The organism is Streptomyces sp. NPDC050121, from assembly GCF_044460385.1.
GTDB classification, from domain to species: domain Bacteria; phylum Actinomycetota; class Actinomycetes; order Streptomycetales; family Streptomycetaceae; genus Streptomyces; species Streptomyces soliscabiei.
This window is the reverse complement of sequence record NZ_JBITJV010000061.1, coordinates 1-15,389: the sequence shown is the minus strand read 5'-3', so window position 1 is coordinate 15,389 and position 15,389 is coordinate 1. Positions and strand designations below refer to the sequence as shown.

Genomic DNA, 15,389 nt, shown 5'->3' with positions numbered 1-15,389 from the left:
GCCTGAAGGGGCGGGAAGTACGGCATGTTCGTCGGTCGGCACCCATGCGTCAGGTTTCCTCATCGGTCTGGTCCGGCTCCGCGTCCGGTGAGAAACGAAGCCGACGGGCCACCACGTCCGCGGCCACGTCGGCGAGCCGGCGTCCCCGCGCATAGGCGTAGGCACGAAGCCGGACGAAGGCTTCATCGATGCCGACGCCGAGCTGGACGGTCAGGATGCCGTTGGCCTGGTCGATCTCCGCCCGGTACGCGCCCAGGTCCTCGAAGCTCTGTTCCGGAATCGGTCCGCCGGTCGGCGCGCCTGTCTCGTCGATCCTTGTATCGAGCAGGATCAACGTCGCCAGATCGGCGAACGCCAGTGCGTCGGCCAGTTCCTCCGCGTCCAGCGCGGTCGGCACGTTGGCGTACAGGTCCAGAACTCCCGGGCTGATCGCCCCCATCTGCAGGGGGAGCGCGAAGACCGCGCGGGCTCCGGCTTCCAGGGCCGCGTCGGCGAACACCGTCCAGCGGTCCTGCAGGTCACGGGTGAGCAGATCGGGTGTCAGGACGGCCGCGCCGTGCAGGAAGGCGTCCACGCAGGGCCCCTCGCCCAGGGTGAGTTGGAGCTCTTCCAGTTGCTCGCTGATGTCGTCGGTGCTGCACAACGGATGGCTCGGCGCGGACCGGAACATCGCCGACAGCCCGGCCCCGCCGACCGGCAGCGCGGCCACGGCCGCGGTGCACACGTCCACCACACCGACCCGGGCGCCACGCCGGACCGCCTGCTCGGCCACCAGCATCCGAATGCGGGCCGACCGCCTGTCAGGCCCCACCCGGGTCACCGCCTCCACGCGTTACGACAAGGCCGTCCACCCTCGCCCCGGTTCGTTCCCCGACGGGAAATACCAGCGCGCGGAACGTGGTGGGACCGGCCGGCCTGCGAAGCTCTCCGACGTCCGTCCACCCCCAGGAGCGGAGCGCAGCGAGAGTAGGGCGATCGGTCCGGTCCACCAGCGTGGCGCCGAGTGATGCCTGGTGGTCGGTCAGCAGCCGCTCCAGCAGACGACGGGCCAGAGCTCGGTCCTGCGGGTGCGGCCGGATCATGATGCCGCCGAACGCGAAGACACCGCCGGACACCGTGAGTTGATCGATGCGGCACGGCAATGCTCCCTCGAAGTTGAACCACCAGGAGCCGTCGCCGCGTACCGGGAATCCGAAGGCGCATCCCATCAGTCTGTCCATCTCGCCGATCACCATGGCGAATCCCGGCCGGCGCATGTCCGTGGTGAGACGGGCCAAGAAGTTCTGGCGGCCGGGACGGCGGCATGCGTCACCCGGCGCCGTTACGCGGGACTCCACATACAGATTCGCCAGTTCTTCACGCAGGCCCTCCACCAGCCAACGGTTCAGCCGACGCAACCGCACCGGAGCCATGGCGGAGGGCTCGCCCTCCGCCGGCTTCCGTGACTGTCCCCGCCCGGGTTCGGCCGTCATCGCACATCGCCCGAGAGAACAGGCGCAAGCGGGACAGACCCGTGCGGCGGGACTGGAGCGGGTGCGGCAGGGGTGCCCCTGAGGGGAGGTGACAGCCGGTCGGGCGGAAGGCCGAGGAGGAACCCGCAGTCGGTGAGGTCGAGAATCCGAGCCAGCGTCGTCGGCGGATGGTGCAGTCGCAGGGTCCCGCCGATCACGGTGGCCTGCTGCGCGGCGCGGAGGAATGCGTTGAGTCCGCTGCAGTCGCAGAAGGTGACGGGGGTGAGGTCGACGTCGATGGCGCGGATACCGTCCCGCAGGCACCGCTCCAGGGACGCGCGCACCAAGGGCGCGGATTCCAGGTCGATCTCACCGGACAGGGTGATCAGTGCCCGATTCTCTCGGTCCTGGCGGTACACGGTGAGCTGGGGAAGGGGCATGACGCCTCGGTTCAGAAGACCATCCGGCAGCGGGCGCGGTGGTGCCGGAGTCCCGGCATCCTGGGCGTGCTCCCGGCAGGGGCGTACGTTCGGCGGAGGCGGAGCAACGGCCGGTCCGACAGTCTGCGCAGCAGGACAGACAGAGGACCCACCCAGTTCCCTCCAGGGATGCGCCGGGTGACAGACGAACAGTCCGCACCGCAGCCATCTGTGTTCAGCAACAGCATGCCGCCGGGGTCTGGGACGTCAGTACAGCAGCGTAGTCCTCGCGTCGTGTGGTGGACGGTCCGAAGCCGCCCAATCCCAGGATGTGGACGGAGCAGAAAGGCGGTGGCGCGCGCATATTCGATGCATCGCACGGTACTCGGACGTGAAGCACTCGAAGCGATCGCCCGAGTACGGCACTACGTGCGCCGGTCCAGAAGATGGCTCGCATGGACGGAGCCGAACAGTTCCCCCTCGCGGCAGCCCGATCCGGAGAAGCCCCGCACTCGCCCGGACCGACGGCGTTCGTGACGGGTCGGCACATGGCCCAGGCACGAGAGGGCGAGGGAAGCGGGATCCACCTGGAATTCGGGATCTCGGGAAGGCGCCCGACAACTCGACGGCTCCGCGTTCAGAGTCCGGACCAGATGAGGAAACGCATCACCCTGCACCGGGTCTCATTGCCCTCGGTCGCTTTCACCGTGGTTCCCCGCTGTTCCCCGCTCGATCTGGTGCGCTTGTGGTGCGACGGTCGTGTCTTGGCGCGGTGCCGTCGACTCGTCGGCTCCGCCGTACAGATCGGCGCGGAGACGCTCCTTGGCCGCTTCGAGGCGTGGGCCGTAGTCGGGCATGAAGATCTCGCTCAGCGTCTTGTCCAGCGTTCCGGAGATCGCGTAGATCGTCGACCAGACGGCTCGGTCGTGCACGATCCCTTCAAGGTCGTCGGACTGGAACATGACTTGGTAGAGCCAGTCCGACAGCACGAACGCTTGATCGCGCGTGAGCCTGATGGTGATCGCTTCCTCGTCCACACTCTTAACCTAGCTGCCTCGACTGGCCGCGTCTTGAGACCAAGCTTCCGTGCTGACCAACATGCTTTCCAACTGTGGTGGTGGCCCCAGGGGCGTTGGACGGGGCCGTTCACCTGCGTTCATGGGCGGCCGGTTGAGCTAGCGGTACTGGCTCCGGTCTCGTCTGAACGTCCGCGAACGACACTGAATGAGACGGAAACTGAGACGGAAACTGAGACGGAAGAGGGCCGAACCTCGCTCCTGACGCGGTGGCTGTCCCGCGTGCCATCATCTGCACGTGCTCAAGATCCCCGGATACGAAGGCGGCCCCTTGGTTCGGGGCGACGCCTACCTGGACGACCCGTTGTTCTGGCCTGTGCACCTCGGTTCCTGCCTGCGTGGGGAGGACGCACAACGAGCCGCGTTCGGCGCCGACTGGGATGCGGCCATGGAGCTGTATCGCACACTGTCCGCCGAGCATGAGTGGCCGGTGTTCAGTGTGCCGCTGCGCTCCGGTCACACCATCTACGTCGTCTACCGCAACTTCGTGGACGAATGGGGTGTGGACTATCTGATCCATCAGCCGGCTTGGTCCGAAGCGGAAACCCTCGCTGTGGTCGACGGTCACTTCATGGGGCCCGGCATGGCCTGGCCGGAACTGCTGTCCGCTGCTCGGCAGTCGGCGACAGAAGGCATTGGTGATGCTGACGCCCGTCTCCTGCTGCTCTTCCCCACACTCGGCGACGCGCTACTTCCCGACGATGCAGCCGCGGCTCTCACCACTTCGCTCGCGGCTCTCACCCTGATCGAAGAGCCCGCCGAGGTGGCAAGGATGCTCCTTGAGAACCAGGGCCAATGGGCTCCCGCTCGGTGGAGGTCGGCAGGCGGCGTCTGGACCAACGACGGTGGGCACTCCTACCGGAACCCAAGCAACGCATTCGCTCTGCCCGAGGGGCGCCTTCTGGAGATCAGTAGCGCACTGCACGGCGGGAGCTGAGCACCACTTTAGGAGCGAGGTTGGGTGGCGGCTGGCGTGACCTGCGGGTTTCCTGCCTTTGGTGGTGGTCGACCATGCCCGCAAGGTCGCTGCCGAACACCACACCCGCACCGGTACACCGATCGACACGCCAACCCTTCGTGCCCGCCTCGGCATTCCGGTTCCCATGGCCGAAGCCATCGCCGCCCAGCTCTGAAGGCGGGCCCTGTGGGGAGGCTTTACCGCTTCCGCAACACTCGCCGGGTTCCGATAACGGCCGAAATGATCAGTACCTCAAGGCAGCACGTGGTGATCACGGTGGCCCAGGACTCGTCCAACCACCACCTTCCCCCAACACACGCGAGCCCAAGTACCAACGCGGCCGAACCGAAGGCGGCCAGCCGCCGCGCCCCTTGTGACATGCCGCTCATCTACGCACGTCCGCGCGCCCCAGGCAAGCGAACAAAGGAAAGGAACCCGGCTGTGCCAGTCAACCGCCGCTTCCGCAACGTCACCCGTATCGGCCCGGTGCAGGTCGGCACCGCCTACGACCACCGCGGCCGCGAGAAGCACACCGCCGTCTGCACCGCCCCGCGCTGCAACTTCTGCGCCGACTACGACAGCCGAGCCGCCGCTGAGCTGGCCGCCCGCACCCACCGCTGCCCCGTCCGCTGAAAGGACCCCGTACCCGTGACCGTCAGCCTGCCGCTCGTCGTCGTCCTCGGCTTCTTCGCCTGGGCGGCGGTCAAGTTCCTCGGCGTCCGCGTCTGGATCGTCGTCCTGATCACCCTCTTCGGCTGCTGGCTCTCGCGCACCTTCCTCGACCCCGCCATCGAGTCCGGCACGCGTACCGGCGTGGACGTCGTAAACGGCTCACATGCCTAGACGAGTAGATAAGAAGTTCGCCGTGTTCCTGCCCAAGTACCCGGACAACCCCACCCCGCCGCCCGCGCACACCCATACCCCGACCGACCCGGAACCCGTCTCGGTCCGGCGCTCGCTCGCGTCGGTGTCCATCGATCAGAAGACCGTCGTGGCCGTCCTCGTCGGCGGAGTCGTCCTCACCGCGCTCCTGGCCGCCGTCGCCGTCACGGCCATCTCGGTAGCCGCAGCCGCCGTAGTCCTGCGCTCCCTGCTCCGCGAACACCACCGCCGCTGACCTGCGGCCAGACCTCCGGGGCGGCGCGACACCGCCACGCATCCGCCGCCCCGGCGGCCCACCCCTCCCGAAGTGCCCGTCAGAAGGAGAACCGCCATCTTCACCCGCGCCACCCCGCCCCCCTTCCCGGAACTCAGCAACCTTGCTGCGTGCGGCACCCTGCCCGGTATCCTCCGCCAGCTCTCCGGGCTCGGCGGCTGCACCCACCCCATCCGCCTGGACGGCCACACACCGAGTACGACGTCGACACCACCACCGGCGAGATCGGCCGCATCCTCCACCACCTCGACTCGACCGACCTCCCGGCCGGCCAACTCCTCGTCCGATGCAACAACCGGCGCGGAGACGGCCACGGGAGCTCTCGACCGGCCGCTCAAGTTCGTCGCCGAACTCGCTCAGCTCGACATCAGCGAGCACGCCCGCCGCCTCATCCGAACCGCCTGGGCGCTCGGCGCACGCAAGGACCTCGAACACCTTCGCCTGCGCGCCTGGGCCCACATGCTCGGCTTCCGCGGCCACTTCTCCACCAAGTCCCGCCGCTACTCCACCACTCTCGGCGCACTCCGCACCGCCCGCGCCGAATGGCGACGAGCACAAGCGGCGGCCACTGCACCCGACCGCGCGCCCGAGACGACGTACGTCCTCGCGCACTGGGTCTTCGCCGGAACCGGCCTATCCGACGCCGAAGCCTGGCTCGCCGCATCCCTCGAACCCGCCCCCGGAACGGAAGGAGAACCCACCCGTGGCTGACCGCTACCTCACCGTGGCGCAGGTGGCCGAACTCCTCGGCACCACGGAGCGCTTCCCGCGCCGTCTGATCGCCGAACGACGCATCACGTTCGTCAAGGTCGGCCGTCACGTCCGCATCCCGGAGCGTGAGCTGAGCGCGTTCATCGACGCCAACACAGTGCAGCCGATCGGCCACCGGCGAGGCTCGCTGCGGAGGGCTGCCTGATGGCCAACAAGAAGGGGCAGCGCAGAAGCTTCGGGTCGGTCCGACAGCTCAAGTCCGGTCGCTGGCAGGTCCGCTACCGCGACCCCGAGACGGGGCTACTTCGTCCGGCCGAGAAGACTTATCCGACCAAGAGCGACGCCCAAGTCGCCCTCGCCCAGATCGAGGCCGACATAACGCGCGGCCAGTGGTCGGACCCGGACGCCGGGGCGGTGAACTTCGCGGAGTACGCCACGGCATGGCTGCGGGACCGGAAGCTTGCCGACCGCACCCGTGAGCGGTCTGAGTCCGTCATGCGGCTGCACATCCTTCCCACCTTCGGTGCCGGGACCATGGCTGACGTGACGACGGCTCGTGTGCGGAGCTGGCGGGGAAAGCTCCTCGCGGCCGGCGTCGGTGAGCCGACGGTGGTCAAGGCGTGCCAACTGCTGCGGGCTCTGATGAACACGGCCGTGGACGACGAACTGATCCGGCGCAACCCGTGCCGCATCAAGGGCGCCGATCGCTATGACGTGCCCGAGCGGCCGGTCCTGTCGGTCGCCGAGGTCTTCGCCGTCGCCGACGCCATTGCGCCGCGCTACGGGCCCTCACCGCCCGCGCCCGAGGGCGACGCGGCAGTGCGTGACCGTGCGACCCACTGGCGCAGCGACTCCGGGTTGACACCCAGCTCGCGCGCCACCGACGAGATGCGTCGCCCGCTGGACTCCACCAGCGCGACGGCGTCCCGCCGTTGACACCCAGCTCGCGCGCCACCGACGAGATGCGTCGCCCGCTGGACTCCACCAGCGCGACGGCGTCCCGCTTGAACTCCCCCGAGTACCTCGCAGTACCCATGAGGACATCCTCTCCACGGACCCCAAGATCCGCTTCTCAGAAGTGTCCACTGTTCGAGGTGAAGCCCACTCACCGAGGTCACCCCAACTGCCGGACAAAAGCAGCGGTGTTGAGCAGGCCATCAACCCCTACGACAGGCCTGTTCCCCGCCTCAGGCTCATCTATGTCGGCATTGCAGCTTGCTCCTTGAGCGCGCCATCAACCGGCTCAAACAGCACCGAGCGGTGGCCACGCGCTACGACAAGCGCCGCTACGTCTACCCAGGCACCGCCACCGCCGCAGCCCTCACCATCTGGCTCCGAACATGATCGGCCGGACAAGTCCGTGCGTCGGGCGACGAAGACGAGTTCTCTGCCCGGGCGGTCGGGGGCGTCGCGTACGGCCTCGACGGTGTAGCCCTGGGCGGTCAGTTCCGTCTCGATCTCCCGGCGTTCGCGGAAGCGCAGGGTGGAGTCCGAGGTCAGTACCCGGGTGTCCGCGGTGAAGATGTACGTCTGGCGGAAGCTCACCAACGGGCCGTGCACCTCGGCCAGCTGGACCCAGTACTCGACCGCGCCGACACCGGAAACGTCCGTCACCCGGTACGAGGTCTCACGGTTCCACTCCTCCCAGGCGCGCCTGGCCGGGTCGCGGGTCTCGAACACCAGGTGACCGCCGGGGCGCAGGGCCTCGTAGGCGCCTCGCAGGGTCCGGCGCCAGGTCTGCGGATCCACGATGGCCTGGGCGACGTTCGCCGTCATGGTCGCCAGGTCCACCCGGAGCGGCGGAAGTGTCGCCGCGGATCCAGCGCACCCGCTCGGCGCCCGGCTTGCCCCGGGCCACGTCGAGGGAGGCCCCGGCGGGATCGACGCCGACGACCTCGATGCCGCGGTCGGCCAGCAGCAGCGCGAGGACACCGGTCCCGCAGCCGATGTCCAGAACGCGGCGAGCCCCGACCCCCTCCGCCATCCGGAGGTAGGGGTCGAGGTCGCCGCGATCGGGGTCGAGGGCGTCGTAGATCTCGGCGAGGCGTGGATTCCCGAAGCATTCGTCAGGTTCGTCAGCCATGCCATGGAACCTACGGGGGGACCTATGTCAGGAGGTATGCCTTCAGGATCGTCACCGTGTACGTGTTGCCGGTGGTGTCGGTCAGGGTGGCCTTGAAGGAGACCGACCTGGCCGTCTTCGGGTGGGTCAGGGTGAGGGTCTTCTTGCCGTTCCTGGTGGTGACCGGGGCGTTGGACCAGGTCGTTCCGCCGTTGTAGGAGACCTTCACCGCGAGGGACTTGAGGTGGGTGGCGGCCGGGCCCTCGATGGAGAGGGGGACCGTGGTGCGGTGGCCGGCGCGGGCCGTGCTGGCCGGGGTCAGCTTCGGGTGGAAGCGGACGGTGGAGAGGGGCATCGCCTTCGAGTCGGCCGGCTGGGCGGGCTGCTTCGAGGTGAAGGTCCAGGCCGCGGTCAGACGGCTGGTGGTGCCGGCGACCGTGGCCGGGCGGGTCAGGTCCGTGCGGATCGTGTAGCGGGTGGACGTCGCCGGGAGGTTCTCCACCGTCTGGCAGAGGTCGCCGTCGTTGTCGAGCAGGGTACGGCCGCCCGCGGTGACCGTCGTGTGCCGTGCGGCGACGGAGGACGCGGGGTGTCCGGCGCCGTCGACGAGGTCGGGGACACACAGGTCGAGGGTGTCGCCGACCCGCTGCGCGCCCCACCCCTGGCCGACCATGGGGCTGAAGACGCCGACGTTGTACGTCGACTCGTACGTCCGGCCCGCCCGGTAGGACACCCGTTGGTCGTCGTAGAACACGTCGGTCTCTTCACCGGCGGCGTTCAGCTGGCCGACGTTGACCGTCCACCGGAAGCCCTTGGGCGTGGTGACGTACGTCTTCGCCGTCGTCGGCAGCGGGAACGGGTCGCTGATCGTGCCCAGCCCCAGCTCGGGGCCGTACCACAGGGCGTTGACGGAACCCTTGCGGTGCGCGACGGAGGAGCCGATGTTCCGCTTCAGCAGGGCCAGTTCGCTCATCCGCGCCGTGTGCTGGTAGCCGGTGGGGAAGCGGTCGGGCAGGTTGTAGAGCAGGTTGTAGGTGGTGCTGCCCTTCTGCCACAGGCCGCTGAGCTGGGTGCTGAGCCTCCCCGCGGCGGGCGCCGGGCCCAGGCTCGCGGTGCGCAGGTCGGTGAAGGAGTCCGAGAACAGGAGGGTGGTGTTGTAGCGGGTGCCGCCGGTGTCCATGCGGTAGTTGAGGTAGCCGGCCGACATCTTCGCGCCGCCGGGGGCGGTGATCCGGACCGGCTTGGTCTTACGGGCGTCGAAGGTGACCGTGGTGTCCTTGGTGAGCGAGAGCTTCGGCCGGACGAGCGCCGAGGTGCCCTCGCTGCCGCCGTCGCCGATCAGCGTGTCCAGGACGTAGTCGCCGCGCGGGACGCGCACCTTGTAGACGCCCTTGGCGATCTGCTGGGAGTCCTCCAGGACATTGGTCTCGTACTCACCCGAGTAGCCGATGATCTCGGTCAGCGGCGAGCTGACGGGCTTGCCGCCACGGTCGAGGAACTTCAGGGTGAGCTCGTACGCCTCCGCCTCGCGGATCACGCCGAAGGAGGTCCGCACGGACCTGCCGTCGCCGTCGCCCTGCGCGGTGGCGGCGACCGTGCCCGAGTACGCGCCGTCCGCCGCCTCGGTGCGGGTGTCCGAGGTGAGGTCGACGCTCGCGGTGCCGCCCGCGGGGACGGTGAGCTGCCGTGTGCTGAGCGTGAACATGCCGTCGGGGGCGGTGCTGCCCCCGGGGCCGGTCGCGGTGGCCGTCAGGTCCAGGGTGACGGGGTGGTCGCCGTCGTTGCGGTAGGTGACCCGCCGGGTGGCCGGCCGGTCGTCGGTGTGGGGCCACAGCTGCTTGCCGAAGGACACCGACATCTGCTCGCCGACCACGCTCTGGCCGAGCGCCCGGGCCACGTCGAGCCTGCCGGTGCCCTGCTGGTAGCCGGTCAGGCCGGCGGTCGGCGTGGCGGACGCGGTGAGTGCCTGCTTGATCCGCGCCCCCGTCCAGTCCGGGTGCCGTTGCGCCAGGATCGCGGCGGCGCCCGCGGCATGCGGTGTCGCCATCGACGTACCGGACATGGAGACGTAGCCGTCGGCGGCCGGGTCGCCCAAAACGCCGTTCGCCGCCTTCGCCGCGACGATGTCGACGCCCGGCGCGGTGAGGTCCGGCTTCAGCGCGCTGTCGGCGGTCGGGCCGACGCTGGAGAACTCGGCGATCCGGTCCTCGCCGTCGACCGCTCCCACGGTGAGCGCCGACTCCGCGGCGCCCGGGGAGCCGACGGTCCCGGCGCCCGGGCCCTCGTTGCCGGCCGCGGCGACGGTGAGCATGCCGGTGCTCTCGGAGAGGGCGTTCACGGCCGTCTCCACCGGGTCTGCCCCCGGGGCGTCCGTCTGGCCGAGGCTGAGGTTGGCCACCTCGGCGCCCTGCGCGGCGGCCCACTCCAGGCCGGCGATGACGCTGGAGTCGGTGCCCTCGCCGTCGTCGTTCAGCACCTTGGCGTTGAGGAGCCGCGCGCCCGGTGCGACGCCCTTGTAGAGGCCGTCGGATTTGGCGCCCGAGCCGGCCACCGTCGCCGCGACGTGCGTGCCGTGGCCGACCCTGTCGTCCGTGCTGCCGGTGCCGCTGAAGTCCTTCGACTCCGTCACCACCGAGGCGAGGTCCGGGTGCGTGGTGTCGATGCCGGTGTCCAGGACGGCGACCTTGACGCCCTTGCCGTCGTACCCGGCGTTCCAGGCGGTCGGCGCGCCGATCCGCGTGACGTTGTCGCTGACCTTGTCACTGTCACCCTGGGTCTCCGCCTTGAACCGGCCGTCCAGCCAGACCCGTTCGACGCCCGGTGCGGATGTGAGGGCCTGCCAGGTGTCCTCGGCCTCCTCCTTGCGGACGCTGAGCGCGGCGCCGTCCACGCTGGGCAGTTCACGGCGGACGGTGACGGCCCCTTGTCCGTCCGCGAGCAGCGACCTCTGGGTGTTCCTGCGCTGGGCGGCCTTCCCCTCGTACGACACGATCAGGGGGAGTGTGCCGCGCCGGGTGTCGTCGTAGCCGGCCCGTATCAGACCGCTGACGTCGAACAGCCGCTTGTCCAGGACGCCTTGGCCGATGAGGGCGGCGGCGTCGGCGGGGATGACGTACTGGTCGTCGCCGAGGCGGCGTACGGACAACGGGACGTGTCCACGGCCAGGGGCCCGCCGGACGCCGGTCACCTGGCCCCGGGCATCCAGTTGGACCCGGTCGCCGGTGACGAGGGTGACGTACCGGGCCGGGGAGCCGGTGTCCGGCCGGGCGGCGGTGGCCGCCGCGGCGGTCCGCACGCCGAGGCCGGAGCCGGTGGCCGACACCGAGACGCCCGTCATCACTCCCGCGACCAGCAGGGCGGCCAGCGCCGCCGAAGAGGAACCGAGGCGCACGTCAGCTCGCCTTCCCGGGGACCTGCTTGTTGGCGTCGACGACCGCGCGCTGGGTGATCGCGGAGGTGAACAGGACGGTGCCGGGCTTGAACTCCCCGTCCTTTTCGGCCTTGACCTGGACGGTGCGGTCGCCGAGCAACTGGAGGGTCTTCTTGTCGAAGATCCACTCGGTGCGCTGGCCGTCGGTGTCGTTCTGCCGCGCGATGGCGACTCCGTGGCGGCCCAAGGCGTCGACCGCGTCGTCCACCGCGACGACCCCCGGGATCTTGGCGGCGGCCTTGTACAGGGCGACGGCCACGTCCGCGGGCGGGTAGCTCTCGTTCAGCAGATCGCCGATGGCGACGAAGGCCGCCTGGTCGCGGGGGACTTCGGGGTCCCGGACGGCGTCCGACTCCTTGTAGATCTGCTTCAGCAGTACGTCGGGGTCGGTGGGCAGCTTGACCAGGCTGTCGTACGCCCCGGTGAGCGGGGTGGACCCGGCCAGGGTGATGTCCTCCTCGCCCGCTTCGATCAGCCAGCCGTCCTTCCCGTCGGTGGACATCCAGACCTGGCGGGAGTGCAGCTCTTTGCTGACGATCGTGGTCTTGTCGTCGACGGTCTTGGAATAGGTGCTGGCCACCTTCGAGGCGATGTAGATGTACTGGCCGTCGTGCGCCGTCGGTCCGGAGGTGTCGGCGGCGGCGAGCGAGATGCGGTCGAGCAACTGGGGGGCGCCCTTGGTGTCGACGGCGCCGATCTGGGTGGTCAGGGCGGGGCCGGCGGCCACGGCGGTCCTGCCGCCGTCTCCGTCGCCGCCGGACAGGGCGAGGCCGGCCACGACCGCGCCGGCCACGGCGAAGGCGGCGGCGGGCACCAGGATCGCGCGGCGCAGGAACGGGTTGCGCTGCCGCTGCGGGGCGGGGGTGCGGCTGCCGCGGAGGTCTTCGTGGATCTGGGCCATCATGTGCTCCTTGTGGAACTGGTGGCGGCCCGCCGGCAGATCCCGCTCGACGGAGGGCAGGAGGTCCTGGGTCTCCGTCCACTCAGCCGGGTGCGGCTGGGAGGGGCTGGCGTTCATCGGTTTCCTTCCTGTGCGGACCGGATCACGTATCCGCGATCACCTGTTATCTGCCGGTCTGTGGGGGTGAGTTCCCTTTTTTTTCGGAGCAGTTCCGCGTCGGCGAGTTTTCGCAGCTTGCCGCGGGCGCGGGACAGCCGGGAGCGGACGGTGCCGACGGGGATGCCGAGGGCGCGGGCGGCCTCGGCGTACTCCATGCCCTCGCACAGGCACAGGGTCAGGACCTCGCGTTCGGGGCGCTTGAGCGAACTGAGCGCGGTGAGCGTGGCGCTGATGCGGCGCCGGTCGTCCAGCCGGCCCGCGGTCTCCTCGGCGTGGTCCTCGACGTGCTCGTCCGCGGCGTTCGCGGCGGCTGCCGCGCTCGCGGCGTTCCGGTAGCGCCGGTTGCTGCGGTACTGGGCGCGGGCCACGTTGGTGGCGATACCCAGCAGCCAGGGCCGCAGCGAACCCCCTTCGGCCTCGACCGACGCACGGCGCCGCCACGCCTCCATGAACGTCGTCGACATGACGTCCTCGGCCGCGGACCAGTCGGCGGTCAGTCTGAAGGCGTGGTTGTACACGGCGCGGGCATGGTCGTCGAAGAGTTCCGCAAACGCGTTCGGATCTCCGGTTCGCACCCGGGTTCGCATATCTGTGGTCACGTTATGAACTGACTGTCGGAGCAGGCGAGTTCCGGTGACCTACGTCACATCAGCCCCAGGCGTCCCGTACGTCACCAGGGAAGCGCGCGGGCGTGCACCACGTCCAGCAGGGACACCGCGCGGGTCAGGACGACGTACAGCCGGTTCAGGCCGCGCGGCTCGGCCTCCGCGATGGCCGCCGGCTCGACGGCGACGACATGGTCGTACTCCAGGCCCTTGACGAGGGTGGCGGGGATGACGGTGATCCGCGGGGAGGGGGTGAGACCGGCCGCGTCGAGGGCCTCGCGCACACGGGACGCCTCGGCGTCCGCGGCCACGACTCCTACCGAACCTTCGTGCGCGAGCGCCTCCCGTACGACGGTGGCGACCGGGTCGGCGGCGGCGTCCGCGTGGCGGATGCGCAGGGCGCCGTCGCGGCGGAGCGAACGGGCGCGGGGTATGTCGGTGCAGAGGCGGTCGAGGAGGCGGTCAGCGAGGGCGAGGACCGCGCCGGGGACGCGGAAGCCGACGGTCAGCGGGACGACCGTCGCGTCCGGCTTGCCCAGGTGGGCCAGTTGGAGCGGCCAGGAGCGGGCGGCCCAGGGGGTGGTGCCCTGCGCGAGGTCGCCGAGCACCGTGAGCGACCTCGACGGGGCAGCCGAACACCCGCTCCAGCGCCGCGCATGTACGGCCGATGGGGCGGCGGGACGTTCCGTTCAGCAGGTTGCGGACGGTGCGGGCGGAGACGTCGCCGGGCCTGCCGGTGATCTCTGCCAGCGCAGTGTTCATCCGACCAGCCAATTCTTCCTGGGTGAGCCCGAGTTCATCCATCCGGCTCTTGAGGATGGCGTTCGCTCCCATGCCACTGACCGTAGACCGGCGGTCACCGACCGATCCAGACCCCAGGTCACGGAAACGCAAAGTCTTCCGGGTCGGGGCGACCAGCGCGGTCACGACTTTTCCTGTTCCTCACGGGCCACAGGCCGTTGACTCGGTAGCAGCCCGTCGAGGTCCTGATTCCCCTTTCCTCGACGGCATGGAGGAGAGCCCGCCCCGGCGCCACCCCGTCGCGAGGGCGGGCGTCCACCCCCGGAGGGATGTTCCTGTGACCATGACCGCAGCCCGACCTACTGCGACCGGCACCCCCGGTTACACCGAGACGATGCCGTGCGAGCCGGAATCCGCTCGCCGGGCCCGCATGCTCGTCTCCGCCGCACTGAGCACCTGGGCCATAGGCGAGTTGGCTGAGGCCGGGGTGCAGATCGTGGCTGAGCTGGTCAACAACGCAATCGACCACACCCGGTGCCGGAACGTCCGTGTCCTGGTCACGCGTCCCAGCCAGGGCGTGGTGCGTATCGGCGTCGCCGACACCTGCAGGGAAGGCCCCGAGCTGGGCAGCCCCGACGACGATGCCGAGGAGGGGCGTGGCCTGCTTCTGGTCGAGGCCCTTAGCTGGAGATGGGGATACGACCGGAAGCGCTGGGGCAAGGTCGTGTGGGCCGAGCTGGAAGTGCCGGCCAAGTGCTGAGACCTCGCGTGCTGTTACGGCTGATGCCTGCTGACGAGCTGGTGGACGATCCCAGCGCGGAAGCGTGCGTGGAGCTCATCATCCTCGGCCCCCTCCGCTCGACAAGTGACCCCGGCACCGCGATATTCGCCGAGCCCTTGCGCATCACTCCAGTGGATCTCTTCAGGCTGCACATGGAGTCGGCCTATGCACTTGCGGAAATCCGAGCCGAAGCCACGGGGGCGGAGATCGAGTACAAGCGGCGTCTCAACCGGTGGCATGAGGACGGCCGAGTCGCGGTCGAGTCCATGGAACCGGAGGTAGTGCTCCTTGCGCGCGTGATCGAGGCACTGCGCCGGCAAGCTCTCGCGCCGGGCTGACCCGGTTCCAAGGGGCGACCGGCGCTCCAGGACTTCCGCTTGGCGACTGGATGTCCGAGGCGCTGGGCGGACGAACAAGGCAGGCCAAAGTTCAGAACTTTCCCGGAGAAAGGAAGACCGTGTTCAACTACATGGATCGATTCCCCACCGGCAGCCCGCTGCCACAGGGACACCTGACCGCCGCTCCTTGGGGCCTACGTCGCATCGCCCCATACCCGCCCGTAGCGGCGCCGGACTACGTGACGGTGGAACTGGACCCGGCGACGCAGATCGCCCGGTACCTGGACGCGTCCGGAGCGCCCACCATGTCTCCGGGGCACGGCACATCGTCCGGTACCAATCCGTCTACTGGCACCACGGGCCAGGGCGACCGCAACAGCGACTCCCCGGACAGCGACACGGGGAACGACACCGACCAGTGACTCCATTGACGAAAGACGATCGTCCGGTTCTGGTCGTCACGAACCTCGACGACCCGACCGCAGACATTGTGATCACCGAGCTGCTGTTGCTCGACGTTCGTTTTGACGATGACGGCGACATTGCCGCTGCGGTTGGGCGCCAACCTGTAGGCCCCACTGGATCTTGATCCAGTGGGGCC

Annotated in this window: 17 protein-coding genes and 6 pseudogenes; 12 read left to right on the top strand and 11 right to left on the bottom strand. The window is 69.5% G+C overall.

Features of this window, described 5'->3' with window-relative positions:
* Positions 1 to 49: 49 nt before the first annotated feature.
* The 4 genes from ACIBTS_RS45785 to ACIBTS_RS45770 all read right to left on the bottom strand — a co-directional run bounded on the left by ACIBTS_RS45785 (position 50) and on the right by ACIBTS_RS45770 (position 2,907).
* Entirely contained in the window at positions 50 to 811 is a 762-nt protein-coding gene (locus tag ACIBTS_RS45785; RefSeq protein WP_399327363.1) for an ANTAR domain-containing protein, read from the bottom strand.
* Positions 801 to 1,472, bottom strand: coding sequence for a hypothetical protein (locus ACIBTS_RS45780; RefSeq protein WP_399327361.1), 672 nt, complete (start codon positions 1,470 to 1,472; stop codon positions 801 to 803). The genes ACIBTS_RS45785 and ACIBTS_RS45780 overlap by 11 nt, the downstream gene beginning before the upstream one ends.
* On the bottom strand, positions 1,469 to 1,891 hold the full coding sequence (locus ACIBTS_RS45775; RefSeq protein WP_399327359.1) for an STAS domain-containing protein: 423 nt from the start codon (positions 1,889 to 1,891) through the stop codon (positions 1,469 to 1,471). Before ACIBTS_RS45775 ends, ACIBTS_RS45780 begins: the two co-directional genes overlap by 4 nt.
* 662 nt (positions 1,892 to 2,553) lie before the next feature.
* Positions 2,554 to 2,907 (bottom strand): hypothetical protein, encoded by a 354-nt coding sequence (locus tag ACIBTS_RS45770; protein WP_399327357.1) that lies wholly within the window; start codon positions 2,905 to 2,907, stop codon positions 2,554 to 2,556.
* A 277-nt stretch (positions 2,908 to 3,184) separates the two neighbouring features.
* Between ACIBTS_RS45770 and ACIBTS_RS45765 the strand changes: the two genes are divergently transcribed.
* From ACIBTS_RS45765 to ACIBTS_RS45730, 8 genes and pseudogenes are all read left to right on the top strand, one after another.
* Positions 3,185 to 3,883, top strand: coding sequence for a hypothetical protein (locus ACIBTS_RS45765; protein ID WP_399327355.1), 699 nt, complete (start codon positions 3,185 to 3,187; stop codon positions 3,881 to 3,883).
* A 61-nt stretch (positions 3,884 to 3,944) separates the two neighbouring features.
* On the top strand, positions 3,945 to 4,079 hold the full coding sequence (locus tag ACIBTS_RS45760) for a hypothetical protein (RefSeq protein ID WP_399327413.1): 135 nt from the start codon (positions 3,945 to 3,947) through the stop codon (positions 4,077 to 4,079).
* 266 nt (positions 4,080 to 4,345) lie between these two features.
* Complete coding sequence (locus tag ACIBTS_RS45755; protein WP_399327353.1) at positions 4,346 to 4,537, top strand: mobile element transfer protein; 192 nt, start codon at positions 4,346 to 4,348, stop codon at positions 4,535 to 4,537.
* A gap of 15 nt (positions 4,538 to 4,552) precedes the next feature.
* Complete coding sequence (locus ACIBTS_RS45750; protein ID WP_399327351.1) at positions 4,553 to 4,747, top strand: hypothetical protein; 195 nt, start codon at positions 4,553 to 4,555, stop codon at positions 4,745 to 4,747.
* A gap of 22 nt (positions 4,748 to 4,769) precedes the next feature.
* Positions 4,770 to 5,021, top strand: coding sequence for a SpdD protein (locus ACIBTS_RS45745; RefSeq protein ID WP_399327411.1), 252 nt, complete (start codon positions 4,770 to 4,772; stop codon positions 5,019 to 5,021).
* Positions 5,022 to 5,348: 327 nt separating this feature from the next.
* Positions 5,349 to 5,771: pseudogene (locus tag ACIBTS_RS45740) on the top strand (replication initiator); the annotation flags it as partial.
* Complete coding sequence (locus tag ACIBTS_RS45735) at positions 5,764 to 5,976, top strand: excisionase family DNA-binding protein (RefSeq protein WP_399327349.1); 213 nt, start codon at positions 5,764 to 5,766, stop codon at positions 5,974 to 5,976. The pseudogene ACIBTS_RS45740 and the gene ACIBTS_RS45735, both read left to right, overlap by 8 nt.
* Positions 5,976 to 6,341 (top strand): annotated as a pseudogene (locus ACIBTS_RS45730) (site-specific integrase); the annotation flags it as partial. The gene ACIBTS_RS45735 and the pseudogene ACIBTS_RS45730, both read left to right, overlap by 1 nt.
* 209 nt (positions 6,342 to 6,550) lie before the next feature.
* Here ACIBTS_RS45730 and ACIBTS_RS45725 read toward each other — a convergent pair.
* Both ACIBTS_RS45725 and ACIBTS_RS45720 read right to left on the bottom strand, forming a co-directional pair.
* Positions 6,551 to 6,652, bottom strand: a complete 102-nt coding sequence (locus tag ACIBTS_RS45725) for a hypothetical protein (RefSeq protein WP_399327409.1) — start codon at positions 6,650 to 6,652, stop codon at positions 6,551 to 6,553.
* A gap of 80 nt (positions 6,653 to 6,732) precedes the next feature.
* Positions 6,733 to 6,807, bottom strand: a pseudogene (locus ACIBTS_RS45720) (hypothetical protein); the annotation flags it as partial.
* A gap of 185 nt (positions 6,808 to 6,992) precedes the next feature.
* On the opposite strand from ACIBTS_RS45720, the pseudogene ACIBTS_RS45715 reads away from it, so the two are divergent.
* Positions 6,993 to 7,115: pseudogene (locus ACIBTS_RS45715) on the top strand (IS5/IS1182 family transposase); the annotation flags it as partial.
* 18 nt (positions 7,116 to 7,133) lie between these two features.
* Here ACIBTS_RS45715 and ACIBTS_RS45710 read toward each other — a convergent pair.
* The 5 genes and pseudogenes from ACIBTS_RS45710 to ACIBTS_RS45690 form a co-directional block, all read right to left on the bottom strand.
* A pseudogene (locus ACIBTS_RS45710) lies at positions 7,134 to 7,854 on the bottom strand (class I SAM-dependent methyltransferase); the annotation flags it as partial.
* 22 nt (positions 7,855 to 7,876) lie between these two features.
* Complete coding sequence (locus ACIBTS_RS45705) at positions 7,877 to 11,224, bottom strand: S8 family peptidase (RefSeq protein ID WP_399327347.1); 3,348 nt, start codon at positions 11,222 to 11,224, stop codon at positions 7,877 to 7,879.
* 1 nt (position 11,225) lies between these two features.
* The gene (locus tag ACIBTS_RS45700) at positions 11,226 to 12,281 is read right to left on the bottom strand and encodes a CU044_5270 family protein (protein ID WP_399327345.1); all 1,056 of its coding nucleotides are present in this window, start codon (positions 12,279 to 12,281) and stop codon (positions 11,226 to 11,228) included.
* A complete protein-coding gene (locus ACIBTS_RS45695) occupies positions 12,278 to 12,922 on the bottom strand; it encodes an RNA polymerase sigma factor (protein WP_055635628.1) in 645 nt (214 codons plus the stop codon). Before ACIBTS_RS45695 ends, ACIBTS_RS45700 begins: the two co-directional genes overlap by 4 nt.
* Positions 12,923 to 12,993: 71 nt before the next feature.
* A pseudogene (locus ACIBTS_RS45690) lies at positions 12,994 to 13,545 on the bottom strand (AAA family ATPase); the annotation flags it as partial.
* Positions 13,546 to 14,012: 467 nt separating this feature from the next.
* On the opposite strand from ACIBTS_RS45690, the gene ACIBTS_RS45685 reads away from it, so the two are divergent.
* The 3 genes from ACIBTS_RS45685 (at position 14,013) to tgmA (ending at position 15,210) form a co-directional block, all read left to right on the top strand.
* On the top strand, positions 14,013 to 14,429 hold the full coding sequence (locus ACIBTS_RS45685; protein WP_399327343.1) for an ATP-binding protein: 417 nt from the start codon (positions 14,013 to 14,015) through the stop codon (positions 14,427 to 14,429).
* Positions 14,430 to 14,437: 8 nt separating this feature from the next.
* Entirely contained in the window at positions 14,438 to 14,788 is a 351-nt protein-coding gene (locus ACIBTS_RS45680) for a hypothetical protein (RefSeq protein WP_399327341.1), read from the top strand.
* A 119-nt stretch (positions 14,789 to 14,907) separates the two neighbouring features.
* Positions 14,908 to 15,210 (top strand): putative ATP-grasp-modified RiPP, encoded by a 303-nt coding sequence (tgmA, locus tag ACIBTS_RS45675; protein ID WP_399327339.1) that lies wholly within the window; start codon positions 14,908 to 14,910, stop codon positions 15,208 to 15,210.
* The last annotated feature ends 179 nt before the right edge of the window (positions 15,211 to 15,389 follow it).

Coding starts and splice junctions, on each gene's coding strand:
- ACIBTS_RS45780 (WP_399327361.1), bottom strand. CDS start 1,472: ATGACGGCCGAACCCGGGCGGGGACAGTCACGGAAGCCGGCGGAGGGC.
- ACIBTS_RS45775 (WP_399327359.1), bottom strand. CDS start 1,891: ATGCCCCTTCCCCAGCTCACCGTGTACCGCCAGGACCGAGAGAATCGG.
- ACIBTS_RS45700 (WP_399327345.1), bottom strand. CDS start 12,281: ATGAACGCCAGCCCCTCCCAGCCGCACCCGGCTGAGTGGACGGAGACC.
- ACIBTS_RS45685 (WP_399327343.1), top strand. CDS start 14,013: ATGACCGCAGCCCGACCTACTGCGACCGGCACCCCCGGTTACACCGAG.